We start from the raw sequence: 20,506 nt of genomic DNA on the forward strand, positions 1-20,506 counted from the left end.
CTATTTGCATCCTTAACTAATCCCCCCAAAATTATGGCTACTCCCCCAAAGGTCAGTCTTACTACCCTTGCCATTCGGCGGCATATCGGCACACTCATGTTGGCGATCGCCTTGATTGTGGTGGGTTTTTATTCGCTGTTTCAGATTCCGGTGGATTTACTTCCAGCCATTAGTTATCCACGCATCGGAGTGCGGGCAGATGCCCCCGGTGTCGTGCCGGAGGTGGCGGTCAATGAAATTACGCGACCTTTGGAAGAAGCCCTCGCTGCGACGGAAGGGGTCACGCAAATTTTTTCCCAAACCCGGGAAGGACGCATCAGTATTGATCTCTTTTTTGATGCGGGAGCCGATGTTGATCAAGCCTTAAACGATGCCACCGCCACCTTAAACCGGGCTCGAAGTTCGCTCCCCGACACCATTGAACAGCCCCGCCTTTTTCGGTTTGATCCATCCCAGTTGCCCATTTATGAAATGGCCTTAACCTCCAGTATTTTGCAGCCTGTGGATCTGCGGATTTTTGCGGATGAGGAATTAGCAAGAGAATTAATTCGTGTGCCCGGTGTTGCCAATGTAGATGTGTCCGGCGGCGTGGAAGAAGAAGTTCAGGTGAATCTCGATCTCAAACGGTTGCAGGCTTTGGGCTTAGATATTGCCGATGTTTTAAATGCTTTAGGCGATCGCAATACAGATACTTCTGGCGGATTATTGCGGGGCGGTGAATCGGAAGCCCTGACACGGGTGATTGGTAAATTTTCCGATGCCGATGAAATTCGTAATTTGCCGATCCAAGTCGGCTCCAACGATAATCCTCAAACCATTACGCTCCAAGACGTTGCGGATATTAACGATGGCATTGCCGAACAACGGTTAACCGTGACCCTCAATGGTCAACCTGCCGTGAAAGTGACGGTGCAAAAACAGCCTGATGCCAACACCATCCAAGTTATTGACGGCGTGAAAGCGAAGCTGGAAGAGCTACGAGAATCTGGTTTGCTCACCGATGATTTGGAGATGACCGCTACCCTCGACGAATCTCGTTTCATTCGCAACTCTATTCAAAATGTCGCGATCGCCGGATTATCTGGTGCTACCCTCGCGGCGATCGCCGTCTTCTTTTTCCTCGGTTCTCTGCGCCAAACGTTGATTATTGTCTTAGCAATTCCCTTGGCAACTCTAACCGCGATTATCTTGATGCGACTCTTTAATTTGTCGCTAAATGTCTTTAGTTTGGGTGGCTTGGCGTTAGGGGTGGGCATCGTCGTGGATAACTCCATTGTGATGCTCGAAAATATTGCCAAAGGCGTGAGCCCCACTCAGGAACGTAACGGCTCACGGGGAAAGTTACGGCGCAATGTTGAACGCAGTAGCCAAGAACTGGAATCGGCTCTCCTCGCTTCCACCACCACAAACCTCGTTTCAGTTTTACCTTTTTTGTTGGTGGGCGGATTTCTCGCGCTAATTTTTAGCGAACTGATTTTGACCATCAGTTTTGCCGTAGCCGCCTCCCTGATTATTGCGTTGACCATTGTGCCGTCCCTTTCCGCGCGATTACTGACGATGCGCACCTCCAGTAATTTAAAAAATACGCCGCCCATTCGTTTATTTGGGCAAGGCTTAGAGAAGCTAACGGCAAATTACAGCAAACTTTTGCATTGGGTGGTTGATCGCAAAATTTTTGTCATTGTCGGGGCGATCGCCATCTTTGGCGGTAGTAGCTTTTTCATGGTGGGGCAATTACCGCAGGAAATTTTACCAAGCATTAATACCGGCTTAGCTGGATTATTTGTCCGTTTTCCCGTGGGCACAACCGTCGAAGAAAATCGTAAAGTGATGGCCGCCGTTGATGCAGTGCTCCTGGCGCAACCCGAAACGGAGTATGTTTTCACCACCGCTGGGGGCGCGCTTTTTAGCAATATTACGGTGAACAATGCCCTGCGGGGATCAAGCACCATTACCCTCAAACCCGGAACAGATGTGGCGAGCTACGTCGGTCGAGTCAATGGCGAACTAAACAAAAATATACGGGCGATCGGCACTTCTATTTTTATGCGTCCGGGAACAGTGCGGGGCTTATTTCTGAGTAATTCCCCCACGCGGGATGATATCGATTTAGTTTTACAGGGAACAGACATTAAAACGCTGGATCGCGCTGGCGAAATTGTCCTCGCAGCCCTTGGCGAACGGGCAACCCTCGCTCGCTATGAACCCGATGCTGCGCCTCCCCAACCAGAAGTCCAAATCATCCCCGATTGGCAACGGGCAACCACCCTAGGCCTCACGGCTTCAGAAATTGGTGACACCATTCAAACGGCTCTCGACGGCTCTGTGCCGACTCAACTACAGCGGGGCGATCGCCTCGTCGATGTTCGCGTTCAGCTGCAACCCCAAACGATCCAGCAACCCTCCCAACTGCGAAGCATTCCACTCTTTACCGACAGTCAAAAATTGGTGAAATTAGGCGATCTAGCGACCATTAGTCAGGGCGATGCCCCCGGCGAAATCCAGCGCATTAACCAGCGACAAATTTTACTCATCGAAGGTAGCCTCAGCGAAGGAGCGAGTTTGAGCGATGCTTTGGCAGAATTAGACAACATTTTTGCAGATTTAGCATTACCAGAGGGCATATCCCGTCTCCCTAGTTCCGCTGGCGAAACGAATCGACAGTTACAGTTAGCTTTAAAAGTATTGGGCGCAATGGCGGCATTTCTCGTATTTGTGGTGATGGCAGTGCAATATAACTCCCTCATTGATCCCTTGGTCATTATGCTGACTGTACCACTGGCTCTCGCTGGGGGCATTTTAGGGCTTTTTGTCACAGAGACGGCGATCGGTGCAACGGTAATCGTGGGAGTCGTTTTACTAGTCGGTATTGTCGTCAATAACGCCATCATTATGGTGGAGCTCGCGAACCAAATCCGGGAACGCGATCGCCTCAGTTATCGCGCGGCAATTTTAGAAGCTGCTCCCCAACGACTCCGCCCAATTTTGATGACCACCATTACGACAGTATTAGGTCTATTTCCCTTGGCATTAGGCATTGGAGAAGGCTCAGAATTTTTGCAGCCATTGGGAATCGTCGTATTTTCGGGTTTGTCCCTTGCCACCGTGTTGACGCTATTTATTATCCCTTGTCTTTATGTATTGCTTCACAGCTTTGGTCGTCCCCGTAAGCGTAAACCGCAACCTGTTTCTGTAGGAGAAGAGCTGCCGATAAAAGTTTGACCTCAAGGTGACTGATGATGGTTCCCGAACCCTTAGGCAGCAGCAGTTTACCGTGGTAAACCCTACCAAAGTTAATGAAAAATACTATGTCTTTTGAACGGAGAGAGAGGGATTCGAACCCTCGGAGCCGCTTACGCAACTCAACACATTAGCAATGTGTCGCTTTCGACCACTCAGCCATCTCTCCAAAGCCAACGCTAAACGATTTTAGCAGAAGAATAAAAAAAAGGCTAACCTGAAATCAAGATTTTTTTAATAATAAAACTATGGGTCTTTTCAGTGATGTTGGTCGCTTTTTCGAAACACGTTTGGAGGAATTTTTAAAGAATCATCCCCACCTCGAATTACAGGCGATCGCCGAGCAGTTGGGAGAACAAGAACGCGAAGCAATGCGTCTCAACCGAGACCTCGAGTTACAGTTAGAGCAAATCGAACAAAGCCTGACCCAAGTCGCCAAGGATATTCAGCATTGGCACAAGCGGGGACAACAGGCAGAAGCTGGCGGCAGGAAGGATTTAGCGGCAGCAGCAAAACAGCGGGAAGCAATGTTGTTGCGGGACGGCAACCAGCTTTGGGGCAAAATGCAGGGCACAAAAAAACGTATCGAACAAGCGAAAAGTCTGCTCATTCAACTGCAAAATAAACGCCAAGAAGTCAAAGCAAAAATGGAAGAATTGCAAGCCAGCCAGCAGGCTCAAAACAACTACGACACGAGTTGGGAAAATCTCACCGGCGATCGCCCCCCAACCGCCGCAAGTGACCCCCTCGAATCTAAATTTCAGCAATGGGAAATGGACGAGCAAATCCGCCAGATGAAACAAAAAATGGGCAAGTAGTTTGGACGCGGAGGATTTAGAGACGCGGGGAGTAAGCGAGTCAGAGACGCGGGGAGAAGTTGCAACATAGAGTAATGAGTCTTTGGATTAGAAGCAGTTTATTTACCTTGTCTTCATATCACCCCATCCCCGCGTCCCCATGTCCCCATGTCACCGCGTCCCCCACTCTCCCCTAACTGTCCTGAGTTTCCTTGAGGGTCATTTCCATCAAAATATCATGGGTACTCTCGATGCGATCGCCGTCCGTCGGTTGCCGCTGGAGATATTTACCATCCGGTTGCAGCTCCCATGCCAAACGATTATCCGAGAGCATAATGCCCAAGATTTCGTTGAGATCACCGATTAGTTTTGGGTCTTCCACCGGAGTAACCGCTTCCACACGGCGGCTGAGATTACGCGTCATCCAGTCAGCACTACCGATATACATCTCCTCATTACCAGCATTTTGAAAATAAAAAATCCGCGAATGCTCAAGGAAACGACCAATCACGCTCACCACATTAATATTTTCACTTAAGCCCGGCACACCGGGACGGAGACAACAAATCCCGCGAATAATCAGGTCAATTTTTACGCCCGCTTGGGAGGCGCGGTACAGCGCCTGAATCATCGGCACATCCACAAGGGAATTCATTTTGGCAACGACGCGGCCAGAACCGTAGGTTTTGACCTGTTCCATTTCCCGCTCCAGCATCTCTACCATGCGCGATCGCAATGTGACAGGGGCAACTAACAACTTGCGGTAGGAATTTTGACGCGAATAACCGGTTAAAAAATTAAATAATTCAGTGAGATCAGCCCCCAAATCTTCCCGGCAACTGAGCAAACCGAGATCAGTGTAGAGACCTGCGGTTTTTGGATTGTAATTTCCTGTGCCAATGTGGACATAGCGGCGGATTTTTTTCTTTTCTTCGCGGACAACAAGGACAACTTTGGTATGGGTTTTTAGGCCGGCTAAACCATAAACAACGTGAATGCCTTTTTGCTCCAGTGTCCTTGCCCAGTTAATGTTATTTTCCTCATCGAAACGAGCTTTTAGCTCCACTAAAACCGCCACCTGAATGCCATTTCGCACGGCATCAATTAGAGCCTGAATGATGGGCGAATCACCGGATGTCCGGTACAGGGTCATTTTAATGGCGAGCACCTTTGGATCCTGGGAAGCTTGTTCGATAAAGGCTTGGACGGTGGAGGCAAAGGAATGGTAAGGGTGATGCAAGAGGCGATCGCTCTGGCGGATCAACTCAAAAATACTAGGGCCATAATTATCCGCAGCACGCGCTGTCCCCACGGCATCAAGCCATGCAGGTGTTAGGGGTTTCCAAGGTTTATCCTTCAGGTGATTCATCGGTAAACCTAAGAAGGAAAAAAGGCTATTTAGACCGATTAGTCCTTCTACTTCGTAGACATCTGTTTCTTCTAGTTCCATCTCTTGCATTAGCATTTGCCGCACATCTTCGGGCATGGAATGGTGGATTTCGAGGCGCACCACGGAGCCGCTAAACCGCCGCATATGCAACTGTTCTTCGATGGCAATCATCAAGTCATCGGCTTCATCTTCTTCGACGGAAAGGGAAGCATTGCGCGTCACTCGAAAGGAATAGCATTCTTGGATGTCCATGGCAGGAAAGAGGCTATCGAGATTGTGGGAAATCACTTGTTCGAGGGGCACACCGACCCAAGCGGCGGCTTCTTGGTCTGGGTAATAACACAGTTCTGTGGGGAGTTGGATAAAACGCGGAAAATTCTTGGGTACTTTAACCCGTGCAAAGCGTTCTTGTTCGTCTTTGCCGGGTTCTTTAATGACAACGGCGAGGTTTAAGCTCAGGTTTGAAATGTGGGGAAAGGGATGGCTGGGGTCAACGGCGAGGGGGGTTAAAACGGGAAAGATTGATTCTTCATAGAAGTTGTGGAGATAGTTGCGTTGTTCGCGGTTTAGATCTAAATAATCAACGAGATGAATTCCTTTTTCGGCAAGGCAGGGTTTCAGGGTATGTTGAAAATGTTGGTCTTGGCGTTGGACAAGTTCTTTTAAACGGGCATATATATCAACAAGCTGGTGGGATGGCGATCGCCCGTCAAAGGAGAGTTTTGTGACACCAGCCTCGACTTGCTGTTTTAGTCCGGCAACCCGCACCATAAAAAATTCGTCGAGATTATCACTGAAAATCGCCAAAAATTTGAGCCGTTCTAGGAGGGGGTTTCGTTCGTCTAGACCTTCACTGAGCACACGGTTGTTAAATTCAAGCCAGCTCAATTCACGATTAAAATAATATTGCGGGTTATCGAGGTCGTTTTTCTGTTCAACGGTGGCTTTTATCGTAGACATAATTGCGCAATCTCAGACAGCGGGAGAACCGGTTCCTAGTCATTGTAAGTATAGAAGTCCCCATGACCAATCGTTATCGACAACTTTTACTTTCGTTTAGTGCAACGTTAATTTTTGGGCAGTTAGGGGCGATCGCCGCGCCGGCAGTTTCACCGTTAGAAAATCCTTTGGCTGATCCGCTAGTGCCGACGGCTGTTGCAGAAGCAGATCGTGATTTGAGTCCCCTCGAAACAGGTCGCATTAGTCGTACAGCAGAGGATTTGAAATTATCAGGCTATGTTAAGTGGCAGGAGCAACTGCCGGAACTCGCTTTCGCCGACTGGCTGCGCCATTTACTGTTGTTGCAACTTTTGCCGGATCGCCAAGGTGAAATCGAATCCCTCGGAGAAATTGGGGCGATCGCCTGGGAAAATAACCGCATCGAAGATGCCCGTGCCATCACCAAAAGACTAGATGCCATTCGCGCCGAGGATTATCCGAGTAACGAAAATTTATTAATTCCCCTCGCCGAGGCCTACCAGCAACTGCGCAATTCAGGAGCGGCGATCGCACTGTACCGTAGCCACCTCGAAACCCTCGATGATCCCTACAAAGCAGATATCTTGAGACTCATTGCCCAACTCGCCGCCGATTGGTTTAACTACGAAGAAGCCCTCGCCGCCTATGGTGAAATTGAAGCGCTAAATGCTCTAACCATCGGCGATCGCGAACATTTTTCAACTTTATACGAAACCATTAATCTACCCGCCGAAGCCCTGCGCGTCCAACGCCAATTACCGCCCCTTTATTTACAGGAGTTGGATTATCAAAAATTAGCCAGCATTTATCTCAAAATTGCCAAAAACGCCCACCGCATTGCAGACTACAATCTGGCCATTGATGCCAATGAATTTGCCTTTGCCCTCGCTTGGGAATTGAAGTACCTTGAAGTGGCAGAGGATGCCCTACACCAACTGGCTCGAGTGTACCTCACCCAAGACAATGAACCCTTTGCAATGCAAGTATATGAGCAGCTCTTAATCGTACAAAATGAAAGCTATAATCGCTACGGCATGATGGAAACCTATGCCACCCTAGGGGAACTCTATGAAAACTCAGGGTTATATCCCAGTGCCCTCATTTCGTGGCAACAGGGATTGGCGATCGCCAAAGAACTGAACCACAACATCGAGATATTTACCGCTGCTATTGAGACCCTGCCGCGACAATGAAAGACCTCTTCAACAAAATCCCCGTCATTGATCGTTACATCATCGGAGAACTAAACCTTGCCTTTATCTTCGGCCTAGGCTTATTTTCCGCCCTCGGCATTGCCGTCGGCAGTCTCTTTGATCTCATTGCCCAAGTGCGCGAATCGCGGCTCCTGTTTAGTGTTGCCCTAAAAGTAATGGCCCTAAAGATGCCAGAATTCATCGGCTTCGCCCTACCGATGGCAGTCCTTTTGGCCACATTAATTGTCTACAGTCGTTTATCCAGTGATAGTGAAATTATTGCACTGCGCAGCTTGGGATTAAGTGTTTATCGTTTAGTATTACCCGCGCTACTCTTTAGCATTATCGCCACAGCAATTACCTTTATCTTTAAAGATCAAGTGATTCCCCTCGCGAATTACCAAGCCACAGTTACCCTTGAAAACGCCTTTCAGCAAAGACAATTTCCCTTCCGTGATGAGAAAGTAATTTACCCGGAATATGGAGAAGACGACGTTCTCAAACGCTTATTTTACGCAGCAGAATTTGACGGCGAAGAGATGCGGGATTTAACGATTATTGACCGCTCCAACGGTACGATCAACCAAATTATGACCGCAGAATCAGCAGGATGGGATTTACCGCGCAATCAATGGAATTTTCAAGATGGCATTATTTATTTTATTGATGCCGACGGTTCCTACCAAAATGTCCTGCGCTTTGATCACCATCAAATTCAACTGGGGTCTGATCTCGTTGATGAAGATAGTAATGACAAGCCAAAGCATGAAGATATGAGTCTTTGGCAACTTCGGGCTTATATGCAGGAGCTCGCGACTGATCTAGATGGCAACGAAAGCTGGTATCAAAAACTACGGGTGCGCTTCCAAGAAAAAATCTCCTTTCCGTTTATTTGTTTAGCGCTGGGGATTGTCGGTGCGGCCATTGGGTTGAGACCTCAGAGTGCAGGTAAAGCGACGGGTTTTGGTCTCTGTGTTGTCTTGATCTTTGGGTATTATTTTTTGGCGTTTATGATTAGTTCAGCAGGGGTTGCGGGCTATCTTCACCCGATTTTGGCGGCATGGCTACCGAATGTCATCGTGATGGCGATCGCCGGTGGGTTAGTGCTGCAAAGTGCAAAATAAATATTCCGGGCTATGCCGACGACGCATCTTGATGAATGAGTACGAATACAACAGTAAGTCTTGATGTCTCCACATCACTTGTAGCATGGTTGATTTAAGCAAATTTAATACGGAGGCAATGGTAAACTTCAGCTTGGCATTGCGTCACATGTCTAGACAGTCCGAGTCCATGGAAACCGTTGCCCAACGAGTTGTTAATTATTTATACAACGAATTACGCACGCCAACAGGCGACCATGCTTGTGTTTTAGTACGCTTTTTTAAGACCCATAAATATGAAGATTTAGAGCCAGAATTAAAACAATTAATGTTGTCTAATTTTGGTCAAGAAAAGACGAATCCAGAGCTGATTTGCCTAACACTCCTAGCGACCCAAGGTAGTAACCCAAAATGGCGCGATCGCCGTAATTCTGTCGGCCATCAAATTATTCCTTTATTTAGCGCCGAAGGCATCAAAGAATTCCCGATGGTTTCTCAATTAATGACGCAACTTGGTTTGACACCAGATGAATTAATTGGAAAAAAAACAGCTTCTCATATAGAGGCATTAGATCAAAAAACATACAATATTTTTCATATAGAACAGGCCAAAGATAGTGAATTTATTCCCCATCAAATAAATTTTGTCATTCCCTATAATATTCAATCCGTAATTGCCTTCGGCGGAATATTACCAAATGGAGAATTCTTTTTTGTACTTTTATTTTCTAAAATTTACATTCCGACGGCGATCGCCCAACTTTTTGACCCCTTAGCTTTAAGCATCAAACTATCAATATTACCCTTTAGTTATGACGCAGTTTTTTCATCCCAAAAGAAACAACTTTCTCCTCCTCCAGAGCAGGCAATCCAAGCACTAAAATCAGAGGTCAATACCCTACAGCACCTCCTCAATGTTTCAGACGTAACAGCCCTACGGCAAAGCCACTATTTAGAACAAAGCATTACAGAACTGACATCAGCAAAACAAGCAGCCGAAGCCGCAAACATCGCAAAAAGCGAATTTCTCTCGACCATGAGCCATGAAATTCGAACGCCCATGAATGCAGTAATTGGCATTACAAATTTACTCCTTGATACGACTCTAAACCCTCAACAACAAGACTTTGTCGAGATTATTCGCAATAGCGGCAATTCCTTAATGGATATCATTAATGACATCCTAGATTTTTCTAAAATTGATGCAGGTGGATTAGAACTTGAATATACGATCTTAAATTTGCGAGAATGTTTTGAACAGGCTATTAGTTTATTTGTTTATGTCGCGAAAGAAAAAGGAATTGAACTCATCTTTGATTGGCGCTTAGATGCTTCAGAATATATTCAAGGAGATGCAACAAGAATTCGCCAAATCCTTGTAAACCTTTTAAGTAATGCTTTTAAGTTTACGACCAGTGGTGAAATTGTTGTGTCTGTGTCTTCAAAGGATGACAAAAAGTCAGAAGAAAGACAGTTACTTTTTTCTGTGGCAGATACAGGGATTGGCATTCCACCTGAGCGAAAAGATCGTCTCTTTAAAGCCTTTAGTCAGGTCGATAGTTCAACAACACGTCAATATGGCGGCACTGGCCTAGGGCTAGTAATCTCCCAGCGTTTAGCGGCATTGATGGGCGGCTCCATTTGGGTGGATAGTGAAATGGGTCGAGGCTCAACTTTTTACTGTCAAATCATTGCGCCTAGCGTGGTTCGCAACTCACTAAAATCGTCGATTCATTTAGACAATAAACGGATTTTAATTGTGGACGATAATCAACTCCTCGGTGATGTCTTGACACAGCAGTTTTCACGGTGGGGGGCACAGGCGATCGCCGTCCAAGATCCACAACAGGCGATCGCCCTTCTGCAAGATCAAACTAACTTTGATTTAGTGCTCATCGACTGGCAAATGCCAGAAATTGACGGTATCAGTCTTGCCATCGAGCTACGCAAACAGCCCAATGCCCAGCAGATACCTTTTCTGCTCCTCAGTGATAATGACTTACCAGATATCCATATGCTCAGCAATATCGACTTTACCGCTTTTCTCAATAAGCCTTTAAAACCCAATATTTTGATCCATCATTTACATAAAATCTTTAATGATTCAAAGCAGGCAAAACAATCAAACTCCTTAGGGAATACAGAAGGTCAAAGTCCAGCAGAATCTTTCTCTTCCGATCTTAAAATTTTAATTGCAGAAGATAATATTGTTAATCAAAAAGTTGCAGTATTAACCCTCAAAAAACTAGGCTACACAGCTGACATTGCCGAGAATGGCCAAAAAGCCATTGAAATCATACAAAAACACCCCTATGACCTTATTTTCATGGATATTCAAATGCCTAGGGTTGATGGGATTCAGGCAACAGAATGGATTCGCCATGAATATCAAGGGACTCAACCTAAAATTGTCGCGATGACGGCGAATGCGGAGGCACAAAATCTTCAAAAATGCCTTGATGTTGGTATGGATGGCTATTTAACTAAGCCGATCCGTATTAAAGATATTCAAGAGGTACTCAACCGGATTGAGGCACAAAGATAATTTTTTCTATTTTTCATTGAGCAATAAAATAAAACAGATCTTTTAAAGGTGCAGACAATTTTGATTCGCTGGATGTTTAAATTATTAAGTCATTAGCACTTGGGGACGACATCCCGTAAAGTTTAGATTTATAATATTGAGTGAGTAAAACATCACAAATAAAAACGATTCAAAAAGTAGTGACTGATAAGGCTACTAAGCTCTGAATCGACAAGAGGGTAGGTTAGGTTGCAATTAAATTTAGAAGAAATTTTTCCGTTTCAACTTGATGATTTTCAGCGGCAGGCGATCGCCGCCCTTGATGCCGATAAATCTGTCGTCGTTTGTGCCCCGACAGGTTCTGGCAAAACAGTGATTGGCGAATATGCGATCCATCGGGCGATCGCCCAGGGGCAGCGAGTTTTCTACACGACCCCCCTCAAGGCTCTGTCAAACCAGAAACTACGGGACTTTAGTGAAACCTTCGGCAAAGAACATGTCGGCCTGATCACAGGCGATACGATTATCAATGCCCAGGCCACCATTGTGGTGATGACCACCGAAATTTTTCGGAATATGCTCTACGAAACACCCATTGGTCAAGTCGGGACATCCCTGACGAATGTGTCAACGGTCATCCTTGATGAATGCCATTACATTAGTAACCGCGGGCGCGGCACGGTGTGGGAAGAGTCCATTATTTATTGCCCGTCGGAAGTACAAATTGTGGCGCTCTCTGCAACCATCGGTAACCCAGAAATTTTTACCGCTTGGATTAATCGCACCCGCCTTGCCGCCCACGAAGATCATCCCGAAAGTGAAGTTCATCGCTGCCAACTCATTGATTCTGACCATCGCCCTGTTCCCCTCAAATTCTTTTTTAGTAGTAAGAAAGGTTTATTTCCGCTCTTTGATAGCAAGGGCAGCAAAATGAATCCCAAGTTGCGATCGCGCGACAATGCTCCCCAAGGTAAACGGCGTAAACGTCGTCGCGAAGATTGCCCTAGTCTATTTACCATTGTGCGGCAGCTACGGCAACAGGATTTGTTGCCTGCGATCTACATTATTTTTAGTCGTCGGGGCTGTGATCGTTCGGTCACTCAGCTGGATGATGTCACCCTTGTGACTCCAGAGGAAGCCAAACTCGTTGAAGCAACGCTACTGCACTTTTTCCTCGATAGTCAGCCGAAATTGCAGGAAAAAATTCTGGCACAATGCAGTGAGCTAACCGAACTAAAGGCCTTACTTTTCGACTTTATTGCGAAAAATCCTTTCTCCACCGAAAAGCTGGTTGATTATCTCCAAGCAAATCTCGAATTACGTCACCAGCTATGGGAATTTTTTGGGAAGGAGTCTAAGTTCGCTCGTCCCGGCCAGATCGAACCATTGTTGCGGGGCATCGCGGCGCACCATGCCGGCATTTTGCCAGCGTGGAAGGAGTTGGTCGAAAAACTCTTTGAGATGAATTTGGTGAAGTTGGTTTTTGCGACGGCGACTTTGGCGGCGGGAATTAATATGCCAGCCCGAACCACGGTTATTTCTGCTCTCTCCAAACGTAGCGATGATGGCCATAGAATGCTTACGCCGTCTGAGTTTCTGCAAATGGCGGGACGGGCAGGGAGACGGGGCATGGATAAGGTCGGTTATGTGGTCACGATCGAAACACCCTTTGAGGGGGCGAAGGAAGCAGCTCGCCTTGCTCTGTCTGAGGCTGAGCCCCTACGCAGTTGGTTTACGCCGTCCTATGGCATGGTGCTGAATCTGCTACAAAAACACACTCTCGAAGAGTCGAAGGAGTTGCTATCTCGTAGTTTTGCGGAATATCAGGTTCAGGAAAAACTGAGTCCGGAACAGGAGGCGATCGCCGAACTGACGACAGAAATTGCCCGCATTGATATCGACCTTGCCAGCATTTCGGAAAAAGAATTTAATCGCTACAGCAAACTCAAAGAACGTCTCAAGGAAGAAGAACGTTTGCTGCGAATTTTAAGCGACCAAGCCGAAGCCGAAACCAAGAAAATGTTAGCGCCGATTATTGAGACGCTGCCCCTAGGTTCGATCTTGCATCTCAAGGGCAAAAATCTCCGCGTTAAAGATCCTGTCACTGCCGTTTTAGTCGAGCAACTAGACGATGGCGATCGCCCCACAATGCTTTGTCTGGGGATCGATAAACGCTGGTATCAAGTCACAGCCAATGACATTGCCGCCTTAAACGAAGGACTATATCCCGCCGAAAAATTAGAACAAATCCCTTTGCCTGTGGACGAAACCCTCAAGCTGGGTAAAAATGGCAAAATCGACAAGGAAGCCTACCCCCTCGTCAGACTCATTGGCGACCACACCACAGAACTGATCGAAATGCCCGAAGTCGCCGCCCAACGTCAGCGCATGGAAGCAGTAAAAGCCCAGTTCGCCGCATCCCCTTTAAGTCAGCTAGACAAACCGGGTAAATTACTGAAACGTCACCAACGCCGTAAGGAATTACTCAAGGAGCTAAATCGTCGCCAAACCTTATATCGTCAGCATTCCAGCAAGCGCTCCTACTATTGGCAGGATTTTCTAAATCTCATTCAGGTGTTGCAGGACTTTAACGCCCTCGATCAGTACACCCCAACCGCTTTAGGGCGAGCAGCGGCAACGATTCGTGGGGAAAATGAATTGTGGTTAGCGCTATGTTTGATGTCTGGGCAGTTAAATCAGTTGGCACCAGAACATCTCGCCGCCGCCATTTGCGCCATTATTAGTGAGCCGCCCCGGGGCGATAGTTGGACGGACTATCCCCAACCCCAGCCTGTTTTGGAAGTGCTCGGCATTCGGAAAAAAGACCAAGGCCAAAATCCTGTTAGTCTCTGGGAACTGCGCCGCCAGCTATACCAAGTTCAAAAACATAGCAGTGTGACGATGCCTGTTTGGCTAGAAAGTAAGTTTGTGGGTCTCGTGGAGCAGTGGGCGTTGGGTGCTGACTGGACAGAACTCTGCGAAAGCACCAGTCTTGATGAGGGTGATATTGTGCGGATGTTACGACGCACGGTGGATGTGCTTTGGCAAATCCCGCAAATTCCAGAAATCAATCCAGACCTCATGAGAGCGGCCAAGGCTGCGGTCACTAAGATGAAACGCTTCCCTGTTTAACATCGATGATTTTCTGCCACTGTCTATTTCTAATCAGGCAACACTTCTATTTCGTCGGCAATTAGATCCTGTAGATCTTGGTCGCAGTGAGTGTTTAAGTGAATGGTAGAAACGAGTAGTTGGGATAAAATTTCGCCGCGTTGGCGATCGCTCAAATCTTGAAGCTGTAATTGGTGAGTTAGAGAAATGACGTTTTGACATTCCTCTTGTAATTCTGAAAGCAGAGTATTGAGTGTCTCATTTTGAATGTTCAGAGTTTTCGTTACCAATTGCATTAGCGCTTACCTAAACGTTTTTTTGCTTGCTGAATACCTTTTTGAAATGCTGCAATTTCTTTCTGCCAGTGGTGAATGAGACCTTGATCCGGCAGATCTTTTTCGAGTTCTGTTTTTATTTTGACTTGATGCTCGTCAATTCTTGCTTGCAAGGAAACAATGGCTTTTTTGAAATGGCGTTTGCCCATTTATGTAAATTTGCAGTGGTTGCCTACCAGAATTATAGCAACCCTAAATCGTTGCAAATCTTATGGTGACTAGGGTGATGCAGGATGAGGCTTGGGGGTTAGGATAAGAAAAAGTTTTTTGGAGACGATCGCCATGATTCCGGGAGAGTTGAAACCGCTTGAGGGTGAGATTGAACTAAATGTCGGTCGCGAAACGAAGGTTCTCTCAGTCGCAAATACCGGAGATCGCCCGATTCAAATTGGGTCTCATTTTCATTTTTTTGAAGTGAATGCTGCCCTCAGTTTTGATCGCGATGCGGCAAAGGGAATGCGCCTCAATATTCCTGCTGGCACAGCGGTGCGTTTTGAGCCGGGTGATGAAAAAGAAGTGGAATTAGTTGCCCTTGCTGGTCGCCGCCATGTCTATGGCCTCAATAATTTGACCGATGGAGCACTGGACTAGATGACGGACGTAATCGGCATTGATCTTGGCGGTACTGGCATTAAAGCGGGTCGCTTTCACGTGGACGGCTCTTGCATTGAGGAGCGCAAAATTGCCACACCCCAACCGAGCACACCAATGGCTGTGGCTGAGGCGATCGCCGAACTTGCCAATGACCTAAATGCCGACAAAAAATGTAAGGCCATGGGTATCGGTATTCCGGGGCCAGTGGACGGTACAGCTCGCATTGCGCGGGTGGCGATTAATCTCAGCGGTTGGCATGATGTCCCCCTCGCAGATTTGGTGGAAAAGCAAACGGGTTTGTCGGTCACCCTCAACAATGATGCCAACTGTGCAGGGCTTGGTGAAGCTTGGCTGGGGGCAGGTCGCAATCACCAAAATCTTCTACTGATCACCCTTGGTACTGGGGTCGGTGGGGCAATCATTCTCAATGGCAAATTATTTATGGGGCATTACGGTGCGGCGGGAGAGCTGGGTCTGATCACCCTAAATCCCGATGGCCCCCCCTGCAACAGCGGTAACAATGGCTCCTTTGAACAATATTGCTCGATTAATGGCATTAAAAGATTGTCCGGTCGTGAGCCAGCCCAACTCGGTCGCCTTGCCACAAAAGGAGACCCTGAGGCGATCGCCCACTGGGAACAATACGGCGCTCTACTCGGTGCGGGTTTAACCAGCCTAATTTATATTTTCACGCCAGAAATGGTGATTATCGGCGGCGGCATCAGTGCCAGTAGCGATTTCTTTTTACCCGCCACCAGAGCAGAAATCAAAAAACGGGTGCTAGCTTCCTCCCGCATCGATCTCCAACTCGTCACCGCAGAACTCGGTAACCGCGCCGGCATGGTCGGAGCCGCAAAATTAGCCTTACAAAAACTTTAAATTTATTCCTCAGTCGAAAGCAATTTAACTAACTCAGCTTTTTTGAACTTGCTGTAACCAGAAAAACCGCGTTTCTTTGCCATTTTTTTAAGTTCAGTAGCATTAAAAGTCTCTAGCCAAGCACAATCTGTAATTACGTCTGGCAAAGGCTGTGGAGTAACATAAAAAACTTCTCTAAGAATATTTAGTTTCTTTCTACTACGAGTAGTAATGCCACATCCAAGTTTAGTGATATCAGAAAGATTTTCTTTCCAGTACTGAGTATAAGCCGCATCAATTTTTTCTGTGGCGGCAGCTAGATTGACACCTTTGAGAGGGTTTAGGGGACGAGTAATTAGATAGTCCAAAGCCGTCTTAATTTCGTCACGAGAAGCCACAGCTAAATCAACTTTTCCAACTAGTTCTTGGGACAAAGTTTGAGCTGCTACTTCTGTTTTCTTATCATGATCTGCAACGATGCACCATACCTTTGTTAAGCCTGCTTCTTCAGCCGCTGCAAAAACAAAACTGTTAGCAATCACTTCATAAGAATCCGAACCTGTTTGTTTAACAATTACAGGTATCCAATTTCTACCGTCAGCTTCATTAATTGCATTTGCAGCACTATTGATCAGAAAGTCATGGGATTCTGTTGGTAAATTAGTCTCTATTTCATCAAGGTATAAATGAAGAAGTGACCCAATTTCTTGTTTCATTAGATAAAGTATTCCCGAACTAGATTTCTATAATATTCACGAGCCTTTTTACTCGTAAAAACTGCTGGGCGACTAGAGAACGCCGCGGATGCAATATGAGCATAGCTAGGCATTACAAAAATATCAAGATTTTTTCTGGAGTTTGTATACTTTGGAAAAAAGAATTTCATCAAGTCAATTTGTTCTTCTTTTCTCGCCGCTTTTACAATTGAAAGAATTGCCTTTTGTGCCTGTTCTTTCTGAGTTGGTGTAATAGATTCACCATTAAAGAAAATCGGTAATGGAATTGGATCACCTAAATACCGAATTGAATCATGAGTATTCTCAAACTCAGCATCTCTGCGAGCTTCTCCTAAGTCAGGAAACATAGTTGTCATAGCTACGGCTGCATTTTTGAATGAGGCAATACCATTATGTTTAGATGGCATTAAAACAACATCTGATGCAGCAATTGCTTCCTCCGTAAATAAATTTCTTCCGGGCGGAGAATCTATCAGAATATAGTCATAATCATTCTTGACTTCTGTCAGTGCTTTACGTAAAAAGCTGCGATTTAGATACTTGATATACTCATTTTGTCCCGAATGCAAATCGTCATCAACAGGTAAGATATCAAACCCATATTCTTTACCACTTTTAGTTAGTAGCCTATAACGAGAAATAACATCTTTTATATTATTGTTTTTATGATCCTGAATAAACTTGGAAAGAGTCACATTGTTAGGCTTAACTTCAAGTAAATCAGTCAGATCTTTTTGATTGGGGTCAAAATCTACAACCAAAACTTTTTTTGCAAATCCCAATGGATTTTCTCTTTTTCCAATCGGCAAAGAAAGAATTCCTGCAAGGTTAATGACTGTTGTCGTTTTACCAACACCTCCCTTGTTGTTATATACGGCAATAGATAGTGCTTTCTCTTCGTTCTCTAAATAGTACTTAATTAATGCGATTCTTTGCTGAATATTGTCTGCTGTAAGCTTAAGATTTTGCGTGTAAGGATAAACAACTAGACCATGTCGTCTAAACAATTGAATATTATCTCCGTTAGTAATAATGCCCCATTTTGCACTTCTTGAATGTTTAGCAGAAGAGTGCAAGTACTTCCGAATTTGATTAACTGTTTTTTTATAACTTGTACCTTGCTCCAAGTTAATATCGCGACCTTTAATCTCGATTAAAACATATGGATTCTTTGGCGCAATTAAAAAACTATCTTCGTAACCTTTGCTGCAGCGAATGGCAAAATCTACTTTATCGCCACCTTTACCTGTCTTAAATTCTGGATAACATTCATCATCTAAGTAACCTAAAGCACGAATGAGAGCTGGCATCAATATTTTCCCGACAACTGGCTCTTGAGCTGCGTCAGGAAGGGATAGCCATGCTTCTTTTAGGTTTAGGGTTGACATAGGTTTTGGTTATGTTTTTTGGTTTGATTAATAATCTTAGCAAGTTTTTATCAACTGAACACGAAGGAGCAGGCGGTATATTTTGTCAAGCAGCTCTCTTCTTTGGCACGGTTGTTCTTCTAGGTGTTTACTGATAATTGATAGATAACTGATAACTGTTCACTGAAATGTCTCAAACAATTGTTGTAAAAATTGGCACATCGAGTCTGACCGATCCAGAAACAGGGATGCTTGCCCTTGCAACCATTGGCACATTAGTCGAAACATTAACGCGCCTAAAGCAAATGGGACACAACGTGATTCTGGTGTCTTCTGGCGCTGTGGGTGTGGGTTGTGGTCGCCTCAATCTGTCGGAACGCCCCAAGAAAATTGCCGTTAAACAAGCCGTTGCCGCCGTTGGTCAGGGCAGATTAATTCGTCTTTACGATGATCTATTTACCAGTCTGCAACAGGCGATCGCCCAAGTTTTGTTAACGAGAAAAGACCTTGTTGATCGCACCTCCTATCTCACCGTCCAAGAAGCCCTCAATGCCATGTTGGAGCTGGGCGTAATCCCGATTGTGAATGAAAACGATACCGTCGCCGTCGATGAACTCAAATTTGGCGATAACGATACTTTGTCGGCTTTGGTTGCGAGCTTGGTGAATGCCGATTGGCTGGTAATTTTGACCGATGTGGATCGCCTCTATTCCGCCGATCCCCGCCACAATCCCGACGCGAAACCCATTCCCCTCGTTAGCCCGACCGAACTATCACAGCTACAAGTAGACGCAGGCTCTAGCGGTTCCCAATGGGGCACAGGCGGCATGCAAACCAAACTGACCGCCGCCAAAATTGCCACCAATGCCGGAGTCCGCACCGTCATCACCCAAGGCAAAACACCCCAGAACCTCATCAAAATTATTCAAGGCGACGATATCGGCACCCACTTCGAAGCCAACCCCCAAACCGACAATTCTCGCAAACGTTGGATCGCCTACGGACTCGTTCCCCAAGGCAAACTGTACCTCGATGACGGCGCAGCAAAAGCACTCCTCACCAAAGGAAAATCCCTCCTCGCCGCAGGCATCATCAAAACCGAAGGCAACTTTAGTGTTAATGACGCAGTAGAGTTGTGTCACAAAAATGGACAGGCGATCGCCAGAGGATTAGTCAACTACGACAGTGCGGCGATCGCCAAAATCAAAGGCAAACACTCCAAACAAATCACCGAAATTTTAGGCTACACCGGAGCCGATACCATCATTCACCGCGATAACCTCGCCTTTCTCCTCGGATCACCGGGCAATGTGGGAAAATAAATAAGTATCGCTTGCTACTACAAAATGTCCGTTTAATGACCCTTAAAACCGACCTGCTAGAAATCGTCGCCGGGAAAAATAGAGGACTCCTCACCACAGAAGTTGACCGTGCTAACATCCTCACCGTCATCGATCGCCTCGAAGACCAAAATCCCACCCCCAAACCCCTAGAAGCCCCCAAACTTCTAGAAGGTGACTGGCGACTTGTCTATACCACCAGCAACGGCATCCTCGGGATCAACCGTTTTCCGTTAATGCAACTCGGACAGGTTTACCAATGTATCCGTCCAGAACAAAACAAAATTTATAACATTGCCGAAGTCGAAGGCATCCCATTTCTCGAAGGCCTAGTCCTTGTGGAAGCAAGCTTAGAAATCGTTTCCGACAAACGTGTCAACGTCTTTTTCCATCGCTTTTTAGTCGGTTCCCAACGGCTCATGGATTACCGCTTCCCGAAAGGACTCATTGACAGTCTCATCTCCGGCAAAAAATTTCTGCCCATCGATTTCGGCATTAACAGTAAAGAAAATAACGGCTGGCTAGAAATTACCTATCTCGACGAAGACCTGCGCATCGGTAGAGGCAATGAAGGGAGTGTTTTCGTTCTGAGTAAAGAAAAATATTGAGCTGTGCGTGAATTTATCCGTGTCGAATTTCGCATTAAAAGCAAAAGACCCGGAGTCCACGCCTATCCCAAGCATCCCGTATTGCTGCTACCTTCCGGTCCTGACAAGGTTTGGGCGTTGTGATCGCATGAATCCGAGCCGAATATGAATATAACACAAATTCCTATTTTACGTGAGTTTTGCTTAAGCATGCTCGGAAGTACGACGCGGTGAATGGGAGAGCAAGAGATCGGGAGATGTTTCTATGCAAACAATCCTACTAGCTTTCAAAAAATGCAAATTTTCGTGGCTTCCCCGTGTCTCTCCCTCTCCGTGTCTCCTTTTCTCTAAA

General features: G+C 46.1%; 15 protein-coding genes, 1 tRNA gene and 1 other RNA gene. 10 read left to right on the top strand and 7 right to left on the bottom strand.

The genetic code is table 11. The features are described from left to right. The first annotated feature begins 33 nt into the window (after positions 1-33). A complete protein-coding gene (locus tag NIES208_RS11465) occupies positions 34-3,222 on the top strand; it encodes an efflux RND transporter permease subunit (RefSeq protein ID WP_075892853.1) in 3,189 nt (1,062 codons plus the stop codon). 98 nt (positions 3,223-3,320) lie between these two features. Here the strand turns inward: NIES208_RS11465 and NIES208_RS11470 are convergent. Then, positions 3,321-3,409: transfer RNA gene (locus tag NIES208_RS11470), tRNA-Ser, on the bottom strand. 79 nt (positions 3,410-3,488) lie between these two features. Here NIES208_RS11470 and NIES208_RS11475 point away from each other — a divergent pair. Further along, complete coding sequence (locus NIES208_RS11475) at positions 3,489-4,058, top strand: TIGR04376 family protein (RefSeq protein WP_075892855.1); 570 nt, start codon at positions 3,489-3,491, stop codon at positions 4,056-4,058. Between the two features lie 172 nt (positions 4,059-4,230). Here the strand turns inward: NIES208_RS11475 and ppk1 are convergent, their stop codons facing one another. Beyond that, a complete protein-coding gene (gene ppk1 / locus NIES208_RS11480) occupies positions 4,231-6,387 on the bottom strand; it encodes a polyphosphate kinase 1 (RefSeq protein WP_075892857.1) in 2,157 nt (718 codons plus the stop codon). A gap of 62 nt (positions 6,388-6,449) precedes the next feature. Between ppk1 and NIES208_RS11485 the strand changes: the two genes are divergently transcribed. From NIES208_RS11485 to NIES208_RS11500, 4 genes are all read left to right on the top strand, one after another. Continuing rightward, positions 6,450-7,598: a tetratricopeptide repeat protein gene (locus NIES208_RS11485; protein ID WP_075892859.1), complete on the top strand. Its 1,149-nt coding sequence runs from the start codon at positions 6,450-6,452 to the stop codon at positions 7,596-7,598. After that, positions 7,595-8,722 (top strand): LptF/LptG family permease, encoded by a 1,128-nt coding sequence (locus NIES208_RS11490; RefSeq protein WP_075892861.1) that lies wholly within the window; start codon positions 7,595-7,597, stop codon positions 8,720-8,722. Before NIES208_RS11485 ends, NIES208_RS11490 begins: the two co-directional genes overlap by 4 nt. 85 nt (positions 8,723-8,807) lie before the next feature. Beyond that, positions 8,808-11,246, top strand: a complete 2,439-nt coding sequence (locus tag NIES208_RS11495; protein WP_084176610.1) for a response regulator — start codon at positions 8,808-8,810, stop codon at positions 11,244-11,246. 228 nt (positions 11,247-11,474) lie between these two features. Then, the gene (locus NIES208_RS11500) at positions 11,475-14,357 is read left to right on the top strand and encodes a DEAD/DEAH box helicase (protein ID WP_075892865.1); all 2,883 of its coding nucleotides are present in this window, start codon (positions 11,475-11,477) and stop codon (positions 14,355-14,357) included. Between the two features lie 29 nt (positions 14,358-14,386). Here NIES208_RS11500 and NIES208_RS11505 read toward each other — a convergent pair whose 3' ends face one another. Both NIES208_RS11505 and NIES208_RS11510 read right to left on the bottom strand, forming a co-directional pair. Continuing rightward, positions 14,387-14,632, bottom strand: a complete 246-nt coding sequence (locus tag NIES208_RS11505; protein WP_075892867.1) for a hypothetical protein — start codon at positions 14,630-14,632, stop codon at positions 14,387-14,389. Next, a complete protein-coding gene (locus NIES208_RS11510; RefSeq protein ID WP_075892869.1) occupies positions 14,632-14,820 on the bottom strand; it encodes a hypothetical protein in 189 nt (62 codons plus the stop codon). The genes NIES208_RS11505 and NIES208_RS11510 overlap by 1 nt, the downstream gene beginning before the upstream one ends. Positions 14,821-14,953: 133 nt before the next feature. Between NIES208_RS11510 and NIES208_RS11515 the strand changes: the two genes are divergently transcribed. Both NIES208_RS11515 and NIES208_RS11520 read left to right on the top strand, forming a co-directional pair. Continuing rightward, complete coding sequence (locus tag NIES208_RS11515; RefSeq protein WP_075892871.1) at positions 14,954-15,262, top strand: urease subunit beta; 309 nt, start codon at positions 14,954-14,956, stop codon at positions 15,260-15,262. After that, positions 15,263-16,144, top strand: a complete 882-nt coding sequence (locus tag NIES208_RS11520) for an ROK family protein (protein ID WP_075892873.1) — start codon at positions 15,263-15,265, stop codon at positions 16,142-16,144. 2 nt (positions 16,145-16,146) lie between these two features. Here NIES208_RS11520 and NIES208_RS11525 read toward each other — a convergent pair whose 3' ends face one another. Then, on the bottom strand, positions 16,147-16,839 hold the full coding sequence (locus tag NIES208_RS11525) for a transcription termination factor rho family protein (RefSeq protein WP_075892875.1): 693 nt from the start codon (positions 16,837-16,839) through the stop codon (positions 16,147-16,149). Then, positions 16,839-18,248 carry a ParA family protein gene (locus NIES208_RS11530; RefSeq protein WP_075892877.1) on the bottom strand — a complete coding sequence of 470 codons (1,410 nt, stop codon included), beginning with the start codon at positions 18,246-18,248 and terminating at the stop codon, positions 16,839-16,841. The genes NIES208_RS11525 and NIES208_RS11530 overlap by 1 nt, the downstream gene beginning before the upstream one ends. Before the next feature lie 167 nt (positions 18,249-18,415). Between NIES208_RS11530 and proB the strand changes: the two genes are divergently transcribed. Together proB and NIES208_RS11540 are read left to right on the top strand one after the other, a co-directional pair. Beyond that, entirely contained in the window at positions 18,416-19,549 is a 1,134-nt protein-coding gene (gene proB, locus NIES208_RS11535; RefSeq protein WP_075892879.1) for a glutamate 5-kinase, read from the top strand. Between the two features lie 35 nt (positions 19,550-19,584). Then, the gene (locus tag NIES208_RS11540) at positions 19,585-20,175 is read left to right on the top strand and encodes a PAP/fibrillin family protein (RefSeq protein ID WP_075892913.1); all 591 of its coding nucleotides are present in this window, start codon (positions 19,585-19,587) and stop codon (positions 20,173-20,175) included. 43 nt (positions 20,176-20,218) lie between these two features. On the opposite strand, the gene ffs is transcribed toward NIES208_RS11540, so the two are convergent. After that, an RNA gene (gene ffs / locus NIES208_RS11545) (signal recognition particle sRNA small type) lies at positions 20,219-20,315 on the bottom strand. Positions 20,316-20,506 lie beyond the last annotated feature (191 nt).

The sequence above is a fragment of the [Limnothrix rosea] IAM M-220 genome, from assembly GCF_001904615.1.
Lineage (GTDB): Bacteria > Cyanobacteriota > Cyanobacteriia > Cyanobacteriales > MRBY01 > MRBY01.